Genomic DNA, 18,314 nt, shown 5'->3' with positions numbered 1-18,314 from the left:
CGCGGGTACGGTTACGCCACGGAGTAGCGGAGGAGGGCGCCGTGACGACTGACGACGACCCCAGGGGCCGATCCGACCAGGGCCGGGACCGCGGTGAACGCGGCTCGGCGGACATGGCAGCACAGGTGCGCTTCCTCGAGGACGAGGTCGCGCTGTTGCGGCGCAAGCTGACCGAATCCCCTCGGCACGCGCGCATCCTCGAGCAGCGACTGGGGGAGGCGCAGCAGCGCGTCTCCCAGCTGACCGAGCGCAACGACAAGCTCACCGAGACGCTCAAGGAGGCGCGCGCGCAGCTCGTCTCCCTCCGCGAGGAGGTCGACCGGCTCGCGCAGCCGCCGTCGAGCTACGGCGTCTTCCTGGTCGCCCACGAGGACTCGACCGTGGACGTGTTCACCTCCGGTCGCCGCATGCGGGTCGCGGTGTCGCCGGCGGTGGAGACCGCCGACCTGACCCGCGGGCAGTCCCTGCGGCTCAACGAGGCGCTCACCGTGGTGGAGGCCGGCGAGTACGAGCGCATCGGCGAGGTGTGCGCGCTGCGGGAGATCCTCACCGACGAGGACGGCAGCCGCACGCGAGCGCTGATCATCGGGCACGCCGACGAGGAGCGGGTCATCCACCTGGCCGACTCGCTGCTCGGGGCGGACGGGCCGGAGCTCAAGCCGGGCGATTCGCTGATGGTCGACTCCAAGGTCGGCTACGCGTACGAGAAGGTGCCGAAGGCCGAGGTCGAGGAGCTCGTCCTCGAGGAGGTCCCCGACGTCGCCTACACCGACATCGGCGGTCTCTCGCGGCAGATCGACTCCATCCGCGACGCGGTGGAGCTGCCGTTCCTGCACGCGGACCTGTTCCGGACCTACCAGCTGCGCCCGCCCAAGGGCGTGCTGCTCTACGGCCCGCCCGGCTGCGGGAAGACGCTCATCGCGAAGGCGGTGGCGAACTCCCTGGCCAAGAAGGTCGCCGAGACCCGCGGCGAGGACAGCCGCGACGTCAAGGCGCACTTCCTGAACATCAAGGGCCCGGAGCTGCTCAACAAGTTCGTCGGCGAGACCGAGCGGCACATCCGGATGATCTTCCAGCGGGCGCGCGAGAAGGCGTCCGAGGGCACGCCGGTCATCGTGTTCTTCGACGAGATGGACTCGATCTTCCGTACCCGTGGTTCGGGCGTGAGCTCGGACGTCGAGACGACGATCGTGCCGCAGCTCCTCTCGGAGATCGACGGCGTGGAGGGGCTCGAGAACGTCATCGTCATCGGCGCCTCCAACCGCGAGGACATGATCGACCCCGCGATCCTGCGGCCGGGCCGGCTCGACGTGAAGATCAAGATCGAGCGTCCCGACGCGGAGTCGGCGATGGACATCTTCGGCAAGTACCTCATCGACGGGCTCCCGGTCCACGAGGAGGACATCGCCGAGTTCGGCGGCAACCGCGCGGCGTGCCTCGAGGGCATGATCGAGCGGGTCGTCGAGCGGATGTACGCCGAGACCGACGACAACCGCTTCCTCGAGGTCACCTACGCCAACGGGGACAAGGAGGTCCTGTACTTCAAGGACTTCAACTCCGGCGCGGTGATCGAGAACATCGTGGGGCGGGCGAAGAAGGCCGCGATCAAGTCGCACCTGGAGTCGCAGCAGTCCGGTCTGCGCGTGCAGCACCTGCTGGACGCGGTGGTGGACGAGTTCGCCGAGTCGGAGGACCTGCCCAACACGACCAACCCCGACGACTGGGCCCGGATCTCGGGCAAGAAGGGCGAGCGGATCGTCTACATCCGCACGCTCGTCACCGGCAAGGGCGCGGCGCAGGGCAAGGAGATCGACACGGCCTCGAACACCGGCCAGTACCTGTGACACGAGAAGCTGTGTACGCCCAGTACCGGTAATCTCGGGCCATGACCGACGAGCACACCCGGCCGTCCCGCACCCCGGAGCGCACCCCCTCGAGGGATCGCAACGAGGTCCGCGGGGCGGCTGGCGTCGCGTCGGAGGCGATCGACATCGTGTCGCGCCCCGTCCAGGGCACGCACGAGGCCGTCGCCGGCACCGTCTTCGGCGCGCTGCGCAGGGCCGGGCTCGGCCCGGCGTCGCGCCCCGTGCAGGTGGTGCACGACGGCATCAGCTCGGGCGTCTACGCCGCGGTGCGCGGCATCTCCCACCTCGCCGGGCGCGGCATCGGCGTGGCCGCGGGCCTGGCCCGTCCCGGGGAGTGGCGCCCCATCACCGGCAACCCCACGGGCGCCGTGATCACCGGGGCGATCAACGGCCTGGTCGGCGACCACATGGTGGCCCTCGACAACGACCTCGCCGTGCCGATGGCGCTCTACACCTCGACGCTCGAGGACGAGCACGACGCGCTGCCCGCCGACCCCGAGGACCTCCGCGCGGCGGTCGCCGACCACCCGGAGCGCGACCTCGGCCGCCTCGTGCTGTTCGTCCACGGCCTCGGCGAGACCGAGCACGCCTGGCGGCTCTACGGCGAGGCGAGCGCGGGGGAGGGCTACGCCGAGCGGGTGGCGTCGGCGACCGGCGCGACCCCCCTGCTGCTGCGCTACAACTCCGGCCTGCGGATCGCCGACAACGGAGCCGCGCTGTCCCTGCTGCTCACCGACCTCTGGAACCGGTGGCCGGCCGAGGTGCGCCGGCTCGACCTCGTCGGGCACTCGATGGGCGGGCTGATGCTGCGCCACGCCTGCCACCACGCCGTCGAGACCGGTCAGCCGTGGGTCGCGACGGTCCGGCGCATGATCTACCTCGGCTCGCCGCACCGGGGGGCGCCGCTGGCCCACCGCGTCGACCAAGTCGCCTCCGGGCTCTCACGCTGGTCGCGCTCGGCCACCTGGGGCCAGTTCCTCGATCGGCGCTCCGCCGGCATCCGCGACCTCGTGGCCGGGGTGTCCGACGCCGAGGTGCCGCTGCTCGCGCACGCCTCGCACCACGCCGTGGCCGCGTGCGTCACCAGCTCCGAGCACCACCCGCTGGCCAACGCCCTGGGCGACCTGCTGGTGCCCGTCGACTCGGCGGGCGGCGCGATCGCCGACGTCCAGCCGCTGACGTCGTCGCACCACTTCCACCTGCTCAACGACCCGGACGTCCACGACCACCTGTTGAGCTGGCTCACGGCGGAGGACCCCTCGGACGACACGGGGGACGTTCCCACCGAGGACGAGCCGGCGTGACCGGGCCCGCCCCGTCGGGAGGTCCGGCGGCAGGGGCGGGGGAGGACCGGAACGGCAGCCCGACCGTCAGCAGGCGCGCGCACCGCGCCCGGCTGGTGGTGCTCGGTGCGCTGACCGCCGCCGCCCCGCTGTCGCTGGACACCTACCTGCCGGCCCTGCCCGCGCTCACCGCGGACCTGGCCACGACGCCGTCGGTCACCCAGCTCTCGCTGACCGCCTGCCTGGTCGGGCTGGCGCTGGGCCAGCTGATCGCGGGCCCCCTGTCCGACGTGCTGGGACGGCGGCGCCCGATGCTGATCGGGTCGGCCGGGTTCGCGGTCGCCTCGGTGCTGTGCGCGGTGGCGCCGAGCGTGGAGGTCCTGATCGGGCTGCGCCTGGCGCAGGGCCTGCTCGGGGCCGTGGGGATCGTCGTGGCGCGCGCCGTGGTGCGCGACACCAGCGACGCGACGTCGTCCGCGCGCTCGTTCGCGACGCTGATGCTCGTCTCCGGGGTGGCACCGATCGTCGCGCCGGTGCTCGGCGGCCAGCTGCTGCGCGTGACGAGCTGGCGCGGGGTGTTCGTCGTGCTGGCCGTCTACGGAGCCCTCGCCGGCGTCGCGGTACTGCTGCTGGTGCGCGAGTCGCTGCCCCGGTCCCGGCGTCGCGCGGGGAGCGCGGCGGCCACCGCGGCCTCGTTCCGCGTGCTGCTCTCCGACCGGCGGGTCCTGGCCTGCGTCCTGGCCGCCGGCCTGCTGTTCGCGGCCATGTTCGCCTACATCTCGGGCTCGACCTTCGTGCTGCAGGAGCTCTACGGGCTCTCGCCGCAGGGGTTCTCCGGGGTGTTCGCGGCCAACTCGGTGGCCATCGTCGCGTCGGTGCAGGTGGCGGGCCGTCTCGCCGGCTCGGGGCGGGTGCGCCCGGAGCGGCTGCTCGTCGTCGGGCTGGGCGTCGCGCTCACCGGCACGGGCGTGCTCCTGGCGTCGGCGCTGCTCGACGTGGGCCTGGCCGGCATCCTCGCGGGCCTCGTCGTGACCGTGATCGGCGTCGGGTTCGTCCTGCCGAACGCGACGACGCTCACCCTGGCCGACCACCCCGAGCACGCCGGGAGCGCGTCGGCGCTGCTCGGCACCGCCCAGTTCCTGGTCGGGGCGGGCACGGCCCCGCTCGTCGGGATCGCCGGCGGCCGCTCCGCGGTGCCCATGGCGGCGACGATGGCGGGGGCGGTCGTGGCGGGCGCGGTGGTGTTCGCGGTCCTGTGGCGGGGCCCGGGACGGGGCCCCGGGTCGGAGCAGGCCGCGCGCCCGTCGCACCCGTAGGGTCGAGAGCATGACCGCGCGCCGCATCATGGGCACCGAGATCGAGTACGGCATCTCCGTCCCCGGCGACCCGGCGGCGAACCCGGTGATCACCTCGACCCAGATCGTGCTGGCCTACGCCGCGGCGGCCGACGTGCCCCGCGCGCGCCGCGCCCGCTGGGACTACGAGGTCGAGTCGCCGCTGCGTGACGCCCGCGGGTTCGACCTCGGGCCGAGCGCGGGCCCGCCGCCGGACACCGGCGACCTCGACGACCTCGGCGCCGCCAACGTCATCCTCACCAACGGTGCCCGGCTCTACGTCGACCACGCGCACCCGGAGTTCTCCGCTCCCGAGGTGACCACCCCGCGCGACGCCGTCATCTGGGACAAGGCGGGCGAGCGGGTCATGGAGGACGCCGCCGAGCGCGCCGCCACCGTCCCGGGCACCCCGCGCATCCAGCTCTACAAGAACAACATCGACGGCAAGGGCGCGAGCTACGGCTCGCACGAGAACTACCTCTGCGCCCGCCAGACGCCGTTCCCGACGATCATCACCGGCCTGACGCCGTTCTTCGCGTCGCGGCAGGTCGTCTCCGGCGCCGGCCGCGTCGGGCTCGGCGCCTCGGGCGACGAGGCCGGCTTCCAGCTCTCCCAGCGCGCCGACTACATCGAGGTCGAGGTCGGGCTGGAGACCACGCTCAAGCGCGGCATCATCAACACCCGCGACGAGCCCCACGCCGACGCCGACAAGTACCGCAGGCTGCACGTCATCATCGGCGACGCGACGCTGGCCGAGTACTCGACGTTCCTCAAGTGCGGCACCGCGGCGCTGGTGCTCTCGATGATCGAGGGCGGGGTCCGCTTCGACGACCTGCGCCTGCTCGAGCCGGTGCGCTCGGTGCACCGCATCAGCCACGACCCGACGCTGAAGACCGTCGTCGAGCTCTCCGACGGGCGCAAGATGACCGCGCTCGACATCCAGCACGCCTACCTCGAGCGCGCCTGGAAGCACGAGGAGACCACGCAGGACGGCGAGATCGACCCGATGACCCGCGAGGTGCTCGACATCTGGCAGCAGGTCCTCGACGACCTCGGCACCGACCCGCTGCGCTGCGCCGACCGCCTCGACTGGGTGGCCAAGCTCAACCTGCTGCAGAGCTACCAGCAGCGCGACAATCTGCCGTGGGACTCCCCGAAGCTGCACCTCATCGACCTGCAGTACGCCGACGTCCGTCAGGCCAAGGGTCTCTACAACCGCCTGGTCTCCCGCGGCTCGATCAAGCGGCTGGTCGACGAGGAGGCCGTCCGCGCCGCGGTCACCAACCCGCCGGAGGACACGCGGGCCTACTTCCGCGGCCGCTGCCTCGAGCGCTACCCCGGCGAGGTGGCCGCGGCGTCGTGGGACTCGGTCATCTTCGACCTCGGACGCGAGTCCCTGGTGCGGATCCCGACCCTGGAGCCCCTGCGCGGCACGCGCGGGCACGTCGGTGAGCTCATCGACAACTCCGCGGACGCCAGCGCGCTGGTCGAGGCCCTGACGCGGGGCTAATGATCCGCGGTACGGGCGGATGTCGCTCTCGATGGGTAGGGTTCGACCTGCAGTACCGAGGACCCGGGAGGCAGCCATGGCGCAGGAACAGACCCAGCGGCAGGGCGGGGGCGACGACGGCGACGGCGGCGAGGACTCGACCGCCGCCGGCCAGGAACGCCGCGAGAAGCTCGGCGAGGACGTGGACACGATCCTCGACGAGATCGACGACGTGCTCGAGGAGAACGCCGAGGACTTCGTCCGCGCGTACGTCCAGAAGGGCGGCCAGTAACCTCCCGGCGGAGGCTCGCAGCCCGCGCCGGAACCATCGAGAACCCTGCCGCCCCCGCGGCCCGGTACGCCGGGTCTCGGGGGCGGTGTTCCATCACCCGACAGACCCACCCAGCCCACCCGACCTGCCTAGGAGCGCCCCCACCGATGGAGCCCTCGTCGGCCCTGCACCCGGCCTACTTCCAGGCCGGGACGGCCTCGTTCGTCGATTTCCTGCGCGAGGTCCGGCCCGACCTCCTGCCGGGGGCGAACGCCCGGCCCGTGACGGCCGAGCAGGCGGGGCACGTCGCCGCCGCGCACGGCACGACGATCGTCGCCGCGGTCTACGACGGCGGCGTCGCGATCGCCGGCGACCGTCGCGCCACGATGGGCAACCTCATCTCGTCGCGCGACATGCAGAAGGTCTACGTCACCGACGACTACTCGGCGGCGGGCATCGCGGGCACGGCCGGGCTGGCCGTCGAGGCGGTCCGGCTGTTCGCGGTCGAGCTGCAGCACTACGAGAAGCTCGAGGGTGTCCAGCTCACCTTCGACGGCAAGGCGAACAAGCTCGCCGGCATGGTGCGGGGCAACCTCGGCGCCGCGATGCAGGGTCTGTCGTTCGTGCCGCTGTTCGTGGGCTACGACCTCGACGCGGCCGACCCGGCCCGCGCCGGGCGGATCGTCTCCTACGACGTCGTCGGCAGCCGCAACGAGGAGACCGACTACGCCGGCGTCGGCTCGGGGTCGCTGTTCGCGAAGTCGTCGCTGAAGAAGCGCCACGACCCGTCCGCATCGGCCGCCGACTGCGTGCGCACGCTCGTCGAGGCGCTCTACGACGCCGCCGACGACGACAGCGCCACCGGCGGACCGGACACCATCCGCGCGATCTACCCGATCGTGGTCACCATCGACGCCGAGGGCGCCACGATGCTGCCGCAGGAGGAGACGGCCGCGGTCGCCGAGGCCGTCGTCGCCGACCGCCGCGAGAAGCCCGGCGGCTGAGCCGCACCCACCGGACAGCACCCCCTCCCGCCCGACCCCACCCGACCGCCCGACCCCACCCGACCGCCCGACCCCAGGAGCGCTCCCCGCCATGACGATGCCGTTCTACGCGTCGGTCGACCAGCTGATGCGCGACCGCTCGGAGCTCGCGCGCAAGGGCATCGCGCGCGGGCGCAGCGTCGTCGTGCTGACCTTCGCCGGCGGCGTGCTGTTCGTGGCGGAGAACCGCTCGAACTCCTTGCGCAAGGTCTCGGAGATCTACGACTCGCTGGGGTTCGCCGCGGTCGGGCGCTACAACGAGTTCGAGAACCTGCGCACGGCCGGCATCCGCTTCGCCGACGTCCGCGGCTACTCCTACGACCGGCGCGACGTCTCCGGCCGCTCGCTGGCCAACGCCTACGCCCAGATCCTCGGGGCGAGCTTCATCGAGCAGCAGAAGCCGTTCGAGGTGGAGCTGTGCGTGGCCGAGGTCGGGGCGACGCCGGAGCGCGACCAGATGTTCCGCATCACCTACGACGGGTCGATCTCCGACGAGCCCCGCTTCGTGGTCATGGGCGGCACCACCGAGCCCATCAGCGCGGCGCTGCGCTCGTCGTACGAGCCGGACCTCGAGATGCGCGACGCGCTGCGCATCGCCCTCGAGGCGCTGCAGGCGCAGAACGGGACCGCCTCGACCTCCTCGACCGCCGAGACCCTCGGCGTCGACGCGCTCGAGGTCGCCGTCCTCGACCGCGCCCGCCGTCCCCGCCGCACGTTCCGCCGGGTCACCGGCGCCGCCCTCGCGGCCCTGCTTCCCGGCGACGAGAGCCCCGCCGCCGAGGAGACCCCGGCCGAGGACACCGGCGCGGGCGACGAGGTCTCCGGCGCCGGCGGCGCCGACCCGCAGGCCTGAGCGCCCCCTACGGTCGCGGGATCTCCTCCCGCGACCGGTACACCGGCACCGGTTTGGGCGCGATCCGGAAGACGAAGCGCTCGCTGTCGGGCTGCACCTCGCCGTCGGTGGCCAGGCCGACCGGCGGGCCCACCACGCGTACCGACAGCCGCGTCCTCGTGTTCGCCACGTAGACGCGGCTACGGGCGAGGGTGCCGGCGAGGACCGAGATCATGAACCGGGTGCGGGAGAACGGCACGTCGGCGCGCAGGTAGCGGACGTCGAGCACCCGCGCGTCGAGTCGCGGGCGGGACAGCGGGGCCATGCCGCGCGGCTGGTAGCCGCCGTTGCCGACGAACAGGAGCCACAGGCTCTGCCGCCGGCCGTCGATCTCGACGACGAGCGGGGTCGCCTCGGCGAGCACCCGCACGAGGGCCATGGCCGCCGACGGCCACTTGCCCCACTGCTCCTCCCAGTCCTCGCGCAGCTTGACCATGTCGGGGTAGCCGCCGAGGCTGGCCGTGTTGACGAACGCGACGGTGCGCTCCTCGCCCTCGGCGGGGGTGATGTCGACGAGCCCGACGTCGACGAGCACCGCGTCGCCGTCGCGGGCGGCGGCCAGCGCCGAGGGCGAGTCGTCGATGCCGACGTCGCGGGCGAAGTGGTTGAGCGTGCCCTCGGGCAGGACGACCAGGGGGACGTGGCGGCGCTGGGCCAGCCCGGCCAGGGCCGCCACCGAGCCGTCGCCGCCGGCCACGCCGATCGCGCGGGTGGCGCTGCCGTCGACCATCGGGCGGTCGAGGGCGGCCTCCACGTCGACGACGAAGTCCTCGCCCGGCGTCGGGATGACGACCTGGGCCTTCGGGAGCACCGCGTGGATCTCGGCGTGCACCTCGGCGATCGGGTCCTCCTCGTCCTCGTCCACGCCGACCCCGACCACCGGCGCCACGATCTGGCCGAGGGTCTCGAGCGGGCCCGGGGTGCCGGCGGACCGGTTGGCGACGATGACGAGCCCCGCGCCGTCACCCAGGGCCGGGGCACCGCCCGCGGGACGGGCGCGGGCCGGGGCGTGGCGCACCACGGGCCACCAGCGTCGTGTCAGGGTCGCGATCCCGGCGCCGAGCACCGCGCCGGCGGCCACGTCGGCGAAGGTCCGCTCGCCGAGGGACACCCGGGCGGACGACACCCCGATCGCGAGCGGCGCCAGCGCCGCCCCGAGCACCGGGGACTCCATGGCCGCGCCGGTGACGAACGCCGTCGAGGACGCCGCGTGGGCCGAGGGAAAGCGCCGCGACCACGGGCGGGAGCGGGGGAGCAGGGGCTTGGCCAGCGCGTGGGCGACGGTCGAGGTGGCGGCGGCGGCCAGGATCCCGCGGACGCCGGCGCGGCGCAGCGGCCCCCGCCCGGAGGCCACGAGGCCACCGGCCACGGCGGCCCAGATGAGGCCGCGGTCGGCGGTGCGGTCGAGGCGCTGGAGCCAGGAGGACCAGGCGGGGGAGTCGGAGCGGGGAGCGGCCACGACCGGGTGTACGGCTGGGGTCACGGGATGCTTTCGGGTCAGCGGGCGGTGGCGCGGTGCGGCCACAGCGCCTCGTCACGGCGGTAGATCGGCACGGGGTGGTCGGCCACCCGGTAGCGCAGGCGTTGTCCCTTGCCGACGACCTCGCCGTCGGCGGCGACCTCGACCGGACCGTCCAGCAGCTCGATGTCCAGCGACCGCATGGCGCTCTCCTGGTAGATCCGGTTGTGGCCGAGCACGCCGGTGGCCAGCGCCACGAAGGCGCGGGCACGGGCGAAGCGCCGGTCGGCGCGCAGGTAGCGGACCTCCAGCACGCCGGTGTCGAGACGGGGCCGGTACGACGGCACCATCCCGGTCGGCACGTAGGGCCCGTTGCCGACGAACAGCATCCACACCGATCGCTCCACGCCGTTGAGGCGGACGCGGATGGGCCGGCTGCGCTTGAGGGTCACCAGCAGAGCGGCCACCGCCGACGGCCATTTGCGGAACCGCGGCTGCCACTTCTCGCGGAGCCGGACCATCTCGGGGTAGCCACCGAACGCCGAGGTGTTGACGAAGACGACGCGCTGGGGCTCCTGGCGGCCCTCGGCGTCGGCGTGGATGCGCAGCTCACCGAGGTCGACGGCGACGGCCTCGCCCGCGCCCGTCGCGTCCACGGCCTCCTGGGTGTCGTAGACGCCGACGTCACGCCCGAAGTGGTTGAGCGTCCCGGCGGGCACGACGGCCAGGGGCAGGTCGAGGTCCTCGGCCACCCGCGCGGCGGCGGCCACGGAGCCGTCACCGCCGGCGATGCCCAGCGCCCGCACCCCGGGCCGGCGGGCGGCGTCGGTGAGCGCCTCGGCCAGGTCGGCGTGCTCCTCGAGGCGCAGCACCCGGGCGCGCGGCAGGGCGCTCACGAGCTCGTCGTACGGGTCGACGCCGGCCTTGCCCGAGCGGCTGTTCACCATGACGACCAGGCCCTCGCCGTCGGGGAGGCTCGGCGCGCCGGCCACGGGGCGGGCGGCGGCCTCGTCGATGTCGCGCACCGGTAGCCAGCGCCGTGTGGCCAGCGCCACCCCGGCTCCGAGGGCCACGCCGGTGGCGACGTCGCTGGTCCAGTGCACGCCGACGTGCACCCGGGAGTACGCCACGGTCAGGGCCAGCGGCACGACCCACGTCGCGGCCTTCGGGCTCTCCATCGCCACGGCGGTGGCGAACGCGGCGGCGGAGGCGGCGTGGCCGGAGGGGAACGAGGACGACGTGGGCGGGAAGTCCAGCGAGCGGTACTCCGGGAGCAGCTCCGCCGCGGGCCGGCGCCGGGGGACCAGGGGCTTGAGCACGCCGTTGGCCAGCAGGCTCGCCCCCGTGATGGCCAGCGTGCCGCGCAGGGCGCCGCGGCGGGTGTGGCGCGTGCCGGCGGCGAGCACGGCGGCGACGCCGAACCAGAGCTTGCTGTGGTTGGCCGACCTGGTCAGCGCGGCCAGCGCAGGGTCCGCCGCCGTGTAGGGCAGCGCGCCGATGGCGGTGGTGATCCGGCAGTCCTGCTCGTTGACGTCCGCGAGGCGCCGCCGGCTGCCGCGCGCGCCCTGGCGTACCCGTCGTCCCACGCCGTGGGAGAAGTCCGTTGCCAGTCCACGTCCCGGGAGTGCCACGGGGCCGACCGTAGTGATCCGGTCGGGGAGACCCGGGACCCGGCCGCTCGCGGGGCATCACAGGGCCCCTCGAACGCTTAGGGTGGTGCGCATGCAGCGGAGGATTTACGGGGTCGAGACCGAGTTCGGTGTCACCTGCACCTTCCACGGCCAGCGACGACTCTCGCCCGACGAGGTGGCCCGCTACCTGTTCCGCCGGGTCGTGTCGTGGGGGCGGTCGTCCAACGTCTTCCTGCGCAACGGCTCGCGCCTCTACCTCGACGTCGGCTCGCACCCGGAGTACGCCACCGCGGAGTGCGACTCGCTCACCCAGCTGGTCGCCCACGACAAGGCGGGGGAGCGAATCCTCGAGGACCTGCTGCTCGACGCCGAGCGGCGGCTGGCCGACGAGGGCATCGGCGGCGACATCTTCCTGTTCAAGAACAACACCGACTCCGCGGGCAACTCCTACGGCTGCCACGAGAACTACCTCGTCGGCCGTTCGGGGGAGTTCTCCCGCATCGCGGACGTGCTGCTGCCCTTCCTCGTGACCCGCCAGCTCATCGCCGGCGCCGGGAAGGTCCTGCAGACGCCGCGGGGCGCGGTGTTCTGCCTCTCCCAGCGCGCGGAGCACATCTGGGAGGGCGTGTCGTCGGCGACCACGCGCTCGCGCCCGATCATCAACACCCGCGACGAGCCGCACGCCGACGCCGAGCGCTACCGCCGCCTGCACGTCATCGTCGGCGACTCGAACATGAGCGAGGTCACCACGCTGCTCAAGGTGGGCACCACCCACCTCGTGCTCGAGATGATCGAGCAGGGCGTGCAGTTCCGGGACTTCACCCTCGACAACCCGATCCGTGCCATCCGCGAGATCAGCCACGACCTCTCGGGACGCCGCCCGGTGCGCCTGGCCGGCGGGCGGGAGGCCAGCGCGCTCGACATCCAGCGCGAGTACCACGCCCGCGCCGTCGAGCACGTCGCCCGCCGCGGCTCGGACCCGGTCACCGAGCGCGTGCTCGAGCTCTGGGGCCGGACGCTGGACGCCGTCGAGCGCCAGGACCTCTCCCTGATCGACCGTGAGATCGACTGGGCCATCAAGCACCGCCTGGTGCAGCGCTACCGCTCCAAGCACGACCTCGGCCTGTCGAGCCCCCGGGTGGCCCAGCTCGACCTCGCCTACCACGACATCCGTCGTGGTCGCGGCATCTTCGACCTGCTCCAGCGCAAGGACATGGTCGACCGCGTCACCGACGACGGCGAGATCGAGGCGGCCAAGGACACCCCGCCGCAGAGCACCCGCGCGAAGCTGCGCGGCGACTTCATCGCCGCCGCCCAGGCCGCCGGGAGAGATTTCACCGTGGATTGGGTCCACCTCAAACTGAACGACCAGGCCCAGCGAACCGTCCTCTGCAAGGACCCCTTCCGCGCCGTGGACGAACGCGTCGACCGACTGATCGCGACCTTGTAACCGCGCTCACGTCGGCGGCGTGCGGCGGGGCGCACGAGGTAACCCAGTACGCACGGCCCCAGCACGCACTGCCCCGACGACGCCCGAGGACGGCACGAGAACTCGATGCAGCACCAGCCCCGCACCTCCCGCCTGCACCGCCCCGTGGCGGCGCCGAGCACGATGCACGACGCCGCACCGGTGCCGGTCGACGCGTCCGTGGCCGGCACGGTGCTCGGCGGCCGGTACCGGATCGGCGAGTGCATCGGCTCCGGCGCGATGGGCGTCGTCTGGACGGCGTGGGACCGGCGTCTGCGGCGCACCGTCGCCGTCAAGCAGCTCGCCGACGGCGGCCACCGCGACGCGACCGAGGAGCGCGTCGCCCGGGCCCGCGCGATGCGCGAGGGCCGGATCGCGGCGCGCGTCGTGCACCCGCGCGCCATCGCGGTGTTCGACGTCGTCGTCGACGGTCACCCGGATTCTGGGCACGGCCCCTGGCTGGTCATGGAGTACCTGCCGTCGCGCTCGCTCGCGGCGCTGATCGCCGAGCACGGGCCGCTCGATCCCGCCGAGGCCGCCTGGGTGGGTGCGCAGGTGGCCGACGCCCTGGGCGCCGTCCACGAGGCGGGCATCGTCCACGGCGACATCAAGCCCGGCAACGTCCTCATCACCGACGACGGCGTCGCGAAGATCACCGACTTCGGCGTCTCCCGGGCCACCTGGGACACCACGGCCACCGGCGGCGGCACCGTCGCGGGCACCCCGGGCTACTTCGCCCCGGAGGTCGCCCGTGGGGGGGACCCCACGCCGGCCTCCGACGTCTTCTCCCTCGGCGCCACGCTCTACGCCGCGGTCGAGAACGAGTTGGTGTGCGGACACCACGACAACACCCTCGCCGTGCTCCACGCCATGGCGGAGGGCAAGCTCCGCCCGGCCACCCGCGCCGGCGTGCTCGGGCGCCCGCTCGCCGCGATGCTGCGCCTCGACCCCGCCCACCGGCCCGGCATCGGTGCCGTCGAGCGGGCCCTGCGCAGCCGCGGGACGGCCCCCTTCGTCCCGGCGCCGCGCGAGGCCGCGGTGCCCGCCCCCCGGGTCACCGGCACCGCCGAGGTCCCGGTGCCGGCCCCGTCGGCCACGTCGGACGAGGAGCCGGGGGAGGACGCCCCCGCCGAGGGGATGGCCGCCGTCGCGCCGACCCCGGCGGTGAGCGGCCCGTCCGAGGCCGTCGCCGCCGGTCCCTCGCCTCGTCCCGCCGATCTGCGTCCCACCGAGGTGCGGCCCGCCGACGTGCGCCCCCGGCGCACCTCGCGCGGTGGCTCCGACCGCAGCCGTCCCTCGCGCTTCGGCTCCCGCCGGGTCGCCGTCGTAGCCGCGGCCTCGGGCGCCGTCCTGGCCGTCGGCGTCGGGGTGGCGGTCGCCGTCGGGACCGGCGACCGGACACCCCCGCCCGTCGCCGCGCCCGCGCGGCCCGCCCTCTCCTCGGAGGCGCCCGCGGATCCGCTGGGTGGCGGCTCCCCGGCGTCCCCGACACCCACGCCGCGGGTCGCGGAGCCGCTCTCGCCGGTGGACCCGGCCGCGCCCGGCGACCCCGGGACCGTGGTGGTGGACTACTACTCGTCGCTGCCCGGCGACATCGACGGCGCCTGGGAGGTGCTGTCGGACCGCGCCCGCGACGAGTCGGGCGGCTACGGCGAGTACCGCAGCTTCTGGTCCGGGATCCGCGAGGTCCGGGCGACCAACGTGGCGGTGCGGCGCGACACGGTCACCGCCGACATCGAGTTCACCACCGCGAGCGGACGCACCAGCCGCGAGAGCTACCGCTTCGAGGTCGACCGCGACGACGACGGCCGGGTGCGGATCGAGCGGGCACAGCGCAGCTCGGACTCGATCTGATCCGACTCGCCGGGGCACCGGCGTTCGAACACCTGCGCGAGGGGCCGTAGGCTCCCCGGGGTGACGACCAGCCCGTCCGCGCGCGCCGAACGCCTGGTCAACCTCGTGCTCTGCCTGCTCTCGACGCGCCAGTTCCTCAGCGCCGAGCGCATCCGGGCCACGGTGCCGGGATACGCCGACGTCGCGTCCGACGAGGCGTTCTTCCGGATGTTCGAGCGGGACAAGGCCGAGCTGCGCGAGCTCGGGGTGCCGCTGGAGACCGGGCGGTCCTCGATGGCCGAGCCGATCGACGGCTACCGGATCGCCCGCCGCGACTACGAGCTGCCCGACATCGACCTGGCCCCCGACGAGGCCACGGCGGTCGCGCTGGCCGCGCGGCTGTGGGACTCGCCGGCGCTGGCGGGGGCCGCGCGCACGGCGCTGCAGAAGCTGCGGGCGGCGGGGATCGCGGTCGATCCGGACGCCGCGTCGTCGGTGCAGCCCCGGCTGCGCGCCACCGAGCCGGCGTTCGCGCCGCTGCTGGCCGCGAGCCGCGCGGGCCGTGTCGTCACCTTCACCCACCGGTCGAACCCGTCCGCGCAGGCCCGGACACGCACGGTCGAGCCGTGGGGCGTCGTGTCGTGGCGCGGCCGCTGGTACCTCGTCGGCCACGACCGCGACCGCGACGACGTCCGCTGCTTCCGGCTCTCGCGCATCGGCGACGACGTCCGGGCCATCGGGTCGCGCGGGGCCGTGACGCCGCCCCCGGACGTCGACCTCGTCGCGCTCGTCGCCGCCTCCGCGGGCCCGCCGCCACCCACCGGCCTGGCCCGCATCCGCCTCACCCCGGGGCGCGCGGAGGGCCTTCGGCGCGGTGCCCGGCCCGATCCCGGCGGCGACCCGGACGTCGTGGAGATCGACCTCTCCCGCGTCGACACCGCCGCCCGCTGGGTCGCCGGCCACGGCCCTGACGCCGTCGTCCTCGAGCCGCCCGAGCTGCGGGACGCGGTGGTGGCGCTGCTGCGGGGGTCGCTGGACCGCGCCCCCGAGGCGGCCGACGCCGGGAGCCCGCGGTGACCGCCGGGGTGGCCGAGCGGCTGCCGCGCCTGCTCACGCTCGTGCCGTACCTGCTCGCCCGGCCCGGGATCGCCGTGGCCGAGGCGGCCGCGGACTTCGGCGTCGCCGAGGCCCAGCTGCGGCGCGACCTCGAGCTGCTCTGGATGTGCGGGCTCCCGGGGTACGGGCCGGGCGACCTGGTCGACCTCTCGTTCGAGGGCGACACCGTGACCGTCACGTTCGACGCCGGCATGCGCCGTCCGCTGCGCCTGTCCGGCGACGAGGCCGCGACGCTGGCCGTGGCGCTGCGGGCGCTGGCCGACGCGCCCGGGGTGGTGGACGCGGACGCGGTGCAGCGGGCGCTCGCGAAGATCGAGGACGCCGCCGGTCGGGTCGGCACGAGGACCGAGCTCCCCGCCGAGCCCGAGGGCGTCGCCGTCGGCCTCGGCCGCGCTCCGGGCCGGGCGGAGGACGCCGTGCGGCGCGGGGTCGAGACGGGCCGGGCGCTGCGTCTCACGTACTACTCGGCGTCCCGCGACGCCGTCGGCCGCCGCGTCGTCGACCCGATGCGCCTGCTGCTCGTCGACGCCTCGGTGTACCTGGAGGCGTGGTGCCGCCGCGCCGAGGGCGTGCGGCTCTTCCGGCTGGACCGCGTGGACGACGCGGAGGTCCTCGACGAGCCCTCCGCCCCGCCGCCCGGGGCCCGTGGCCGCGAGGGGTCGGGGGAGGACCTGCTGCGCCCCGACGACGGCGCCCACGTCGCCGCCCTCGTCCTGCGGCCCGCCGCCCGCTGGGTGGCCGAGTACTACCCGGTCGAGGGCCTGCACGCCGACGACGACGGCTCGGCCCGCGTGACCATGCGCTACGGGGACCGCGACTGGATGGTCCGCCTGCTGCTCGGCCTGGGCGACGCCGTCGAGGTCCTGGCCCCGCCGGACCTGGTCGAGGCCCGCCGCGCCCGGGCCCGGGAGGCCCTGGCGGCGTACGGCGAGGGCGCCTGACGAGGATCAGGAGAGCGCCGTCCCCCTCGACGTCCACGGCGAGGTGGAGCGTGCGCTCCTGATCACCGCGCACACCCGCGACACCGCCCCCCGCGCCGCACACGGGCGTTCACCGCAGGGTCACGACGCCGGGTTAGGGTCGACGCCGTGCCGTACCTGTGGAGCGTCGTCGCGGTGGTCGTCGCGGTGATCGTGCTCGGCCTGGTCGTCGCCGCCGCGCTCAAGCCGGTCAAGCGGTTCGCCCTCGTCGCGGGCGTCGCCCGGGAGCAGCTCGGCCGGGAGACCGGGATGCTCACGGCGCGCACCGCCGCGCTGCGGGTCCGGCTCGAGCAGCGACGCACGCGTAGCATCGGCAGCACCGTGGAAGGAGCCACACCGTGAGCGAATGGGTCATCATCGCGATCGTGGGCGTGGTGCTGCTCTTCAGCGCCAAGAAGCTGCCCGACATGGCACGCGGCCTCGGGCAGTCCATGCGCATCTTCAAGGCCGAGACCCGTGGGCTGAAGGAGGACGAGCAGGCCGCCAAGCCCGGCGAGGCCTCCGGCACGCCGCAGGCACCGGGTCGCGCGCTGGACGAGGGCTCGTCGGGCACGAACGGCGTCGCGCCCTCGTCGCCGGACGCCACCCCGACCACGCGGCCCGGCTCCACCTCCTGAACCCTCGATGACTGCGTCCTCCGGGTCGCGTGCCCGGTGGTGGCGCGGTCTGCGCCGGCCCGGGTCACGCCGTCGTGCCAATCCCGACGGCACGATGACGCTCGTCGAGCACATCTACGAGCTGCGACGACGTCTCGCGGTCGCCCTGCTGGCCGTCGCGATCGGCACGGCGCTCGGGTTCTTCTGGTACACCACCTACCCGTTCGGCCTGCCGTCGCTGGGGCAGATCCTCACCGAGCCGTACTGCGCGCTGCCGCCGGAGAACCGCGTGCAGCTCGGGGGCGGCCAGGAGTGCCGACTCGTCGCGTTCGGGGTGTTCGAGCAGTTCACGCTGCGCCTCAAGGTCGCCGCCACGGCCGGGGTCCTCATGTCGAGCCCGATCTGGTTCGCCCAGCTCTGGGGCTTCATCACGCCGGGCCTGTACGCGAAGGAGAAGCGCTTCGCCTACACGTTCGTGAGCCTCGCGGTGGTGCTGTTCACGGCCGGCGCCGTGCTCGCGTACTACGTCGTCACCCAGGCCCTGCAGTTCCTGTTCACCGTCGGCGGCGACATCCAGACCACGGTGCTGCGGGGCTCCGACTACTTCAGCCTGCTCATCGCCCTGTTGATCATCTTCGGGGTGAGCTTCGAGCTGCCGCTGCTGGTGGTGATGCTCAACCGCGTCGGGATCGTCTCCTACGCCCAGCTCTCCTCGTGGCGGCGCGGCCTGGTCTTCGGGCTGTTCGTGTTCGCCGCGCTCGCGACGCCGGGTCAGGACCCGATCTCGATGCTCGCCCTGGGCGTCTCGCTCGTCCTGTTGCTCGAGCTCTCCATCCAGGTCGCGCGGGTGCACGACAAGCGTGAGGCCCGGAGACGTCTCGAGCAGGGTTGGGACGGCCTCGATCCCGATCAGCCCTCGCCACTGGACGACCGTCTGGGCTCGTCGTCACCCGCCCCCGCGCCGGCCCCGCGCATCGAGCCGCTGCCCCCGGCCTCACCGGCCCCCGAACGGGGCAGCGACGGCTCGACCGACCGGTGGGACGCCACCTGATCC

The 18,314-nt window shown here is 74.1% G+C and carries 16 protein-coding genes; 14 read left to right on the top strand and 2 right to left on the bottom strand.

What is annotated here, in order from left to right:
* Positions 1–41: 41 nt before the first annotated feature.
* From arc to prcA, 7 genes are all read left to right on the top strand, one after another.
* Entirely contained in the window at positions 42–1,844 is a 1,803-nt protein-coding gene (gene arc, locus PH191_RS11795; RefSeq protein ID WP_274194804.1) for a proteasome ATPase, read from the top strand.
* Between the two features lie 41 nt (positions 1,845–1,885).
* A complete protein-coding gene (locus PH191_RS11790; protein WP_274194803.1) occupies positions 1,886–3,169 on the top strand; it encodes an esterase/lipase family protein in 1,284 nt (427 codons plus the stop codon).
* Positions 3,166–4,464, top strand: a complete 1,299-nt coding sequence (locus PH191_RS11785) for a multidrug effflux MFS transporter (RefSeq protein ID WP_274194802.1) — start codon at positions 3,166–3,168, stop codon at positions 4,462–4,464. Before PH191_RS11790 ends, PH191_RS11785 begins: the two co-directional genes overlap by 4 nt.
* A gap of 10 nt (positions 4,465–4,474) precedes the next feature.
* On the top strand, positions 4,475–5,992 hold the full coding sequence (gene dop, locus PH191_RS11780; RefSeq protein ID WP_274194801.1) for a depupylase/deamidase Dop: 1,518 nt from the start codon (positions 4,475–4,477) through the stop codon (positions 5,990–5,992).
* A 76-nt stretch (positions 5,993–6,068) separates the two neighbouring features.
* Positions 6,069–6,263, top strand: coding sequence for a ubiquitin-like protein Pup (locus tag PH191_RS11775; RefSeq protein WP_274194800.1), 195 nt, complete (start codon positions 6,069–6,071; stop codon positions 6,261–6,263).
* A 146-nt stretch (positions 6,264–6,409) separates the two neighbouring features.
* A complete protein-coding gene (gene prcB / locus PH191_RS11770) occupies positions 6,410–7,246 on the top strand; it encodes a proteasome subunit beta (RefSeq protein WP_274194799.1) in 837 nt (278 codons plus the stop codon).
* A gap of 91 nt (positions 7,247–7,337) precedes the next feature.
* Positions 7,338–8,138 carry a proteasome subunit alpha gene (prcA, locus tag PH191_RS11765; protein WP_274194798.1) on the top strand — a complete coding sequence of 267 codons (801 nt, stop codon included), beginning with the start codon at positions 7,338–7,340 and terminating at the stop codon, positions 8,136–8,138.
* Between the two features lie 7 nt (positions 8,139–8,145).
* On the opposite strand, the gene PH191_RS11760 is transcribed toward prcA, so the two are convergent.
* Positions 8,146–9,636, bottom strand: a complete 1,491-nt coding sequence (locus PH191_RS11760; protein WP_274194797.1) for a bifunctional phosphatase PAP2/diacylglycerol kinase family protein — start codon at positions 9,634–9,636, stop codon at positions 8,146–8,148.
* Positions 9,637–9,674: 38 nt separating this feature from the next.
* Positions 9,675–11,222 carry a bifunctional phosphatase PAP2/diacylglycerol kinase family protein gene (locus tag PH191_RS11755; protein ID WP_420791805.1) on the bottom strand — a complete coding sequence of 516 codons (1,548 nt, stop codon included), beginning with the start codon at positions 11,220–11,222 and terminating at the stop codon, positions 9,675–9,677.
* 136 nt (positions 11,223–11,358) lie between these two features.
* Here PH191_RS11755 and pafA point away from each other — a divergent pair, with 136 nt between their 5' ends.
* The 7 genes from pafA to tatC all read left to right on the top strand — a co-directional run bounded on the left by pafA (position 11,359) and on the right by tatC (position 18,311).
* The gene (gene pafA / locus PH191_RS11750; protein WP_274194795.1) at positions 11,359–12,717 is read left to right on the top strand and encodes a Pup--protein ligase; all 1,359 of its coding nucleotides are present in this window, start codon (positions 11,359–11,361) and stop codon (positions 12,715–12,717) included.
* 105 nt (positions 12,718–12,822) lie between these two features.
* Entirely contained in the window at positions 12,823–14,589 is a 1,767-nt protein-coding gene (locus PH191_RS11745; protein ID WP_274194794.1) for a serine/threonine-protein kinase, read from the top strand.
* Positions 14,590–14,649: 60 nt separating this feature from the next.
* Positions 14,650–15,645 (top strand): helix-turn-helix transcriptional regulator, encoded by a 996-nt coding sequence (locus PH191_RS11740; protein ID WP_274194793.1) that lies wholly within the window; start codon positions 14,650–14,652, stop codon positions 15,643–15,645.
* Positions 15,642–16,625, top strand: coding sequence for a helix-turn-helix transcriptional regulator (locus tag PH191_RS11735; RefSeq protein ID WP_274194792.1), 984 nt, complete (start codon positions 15,642–15,644; stop codon positions 16,623–16,625). The genes PH191_RS11740 and PH191_RS11735 overlap by 4 nt, the downstream gene beginning before the upstream one ends.
* Positions 16,626–16,772: 147 nt before the next feature.
* A complete protein-coding gene (locus tag PH191_RS11730; protein WP_274194791.1) occupies positions 16,773–17,006 on the top strand; it encodes a hypothetical protein in 234 nt (77 codons plus the stop codon).
* On the top strand, positions 17,003–17,281 hold the full coding sequence (gene tatA, locus PH191_RS11725) for a Sec-independent protein translocase subunit TatA (protein ID WP_274194790.1): 279 nt from the start codon (positions 17,003–17,005) through the stop codon (positions 17,279–17,281). The genes PH191_RS11730 and tatA overlap by 4 nt, the downstream gene beginning before the upstream one ends.
* 94 nt (positions 17,282–17,375) lie before the next feature.
* Positions 17,376–18,311: a twin-arginine translocase subunit TatC gene (gene tatC, locus PH191_RS11720; RefSeq protein WP_274194789.1), complete on the top strand. Its 936-nt coding sequence runs from the start codon at positions 17,376–17,378 to the stop codon at positions 18,309–18,311.
* Positions 18,312–18,314: the final 3 nt, after the last annotated feature.

This window comes from Actinomycetospora callitridis (assembly GCF_028737265.1).
GTDB classification, from domain to species: domain Bacteria; phylum Actinomycetota; class Actinomycetes; order Mycobacteriales; family Pseudonocardiaceae; genus Actinomycetospora; species Actinomycetospora callitridis.
Note: the sequence above shows the minus strand (reverse complement) of the source record. Positions and strands in the feature narration are given on the sequence as shown.

Bases quoted from the DNA above. Each gene is read 5' to 3' on its own strand.
- PH191_RS11790 (WP_274194803.1), top strand. From the start codon at position 1,886: ATGACCGACGAGCACACCCGGCCGTCCCGCACCCCGGAGCGCACCCCC.
- dop (WP_274194801.1), top strand. From the start codon at position 4,475: ATGACCGCGCGCCGCATCATGGGCACCGAGATCGAGTACGGCATCTCC.
- PH191_RS11775 (WP_274194800.1), top strand. From the start codon at position 6,069: ATGGCGCAGGAACAGACCCAGCGGCAGGGCGGGGGCGACGACGGCGAC.
- prcB (WP_274194799.1), top strand. From the start codon at position 6,410: ATGGAGCCCTCGTCGGCCCTGCACCCGGCCTACTTCCAGGCCGGGACG.
- prcA (WP_274194798.1), top strand. From the start codon at position 7,338: ATGACGATGCCGTTCTACGCGTCGGTCGACCAGCTGATGCGCGACCGC.
- pafA (WP_274194795.1), top strand. From the start codon at position 11,359: ATGCAGCGGAGGATTTACGGGGTCGAGACCGAGTTCGGTGTCACCTGC.
- PH191_RS11745 (WP_274194794.1), top strand. From the start codon at position 12,823: ATGCAGCACCAGCCCCGCACCTCCCGCCTGCACCGCCCCGTGGCGGCG.
- tatC (WP_274194789.1), top strand. From the start codon at position 17,376: ATGACGCTCGTCGAGCACATCTACGAGCTGCGACGACGTCTCGCGGTC.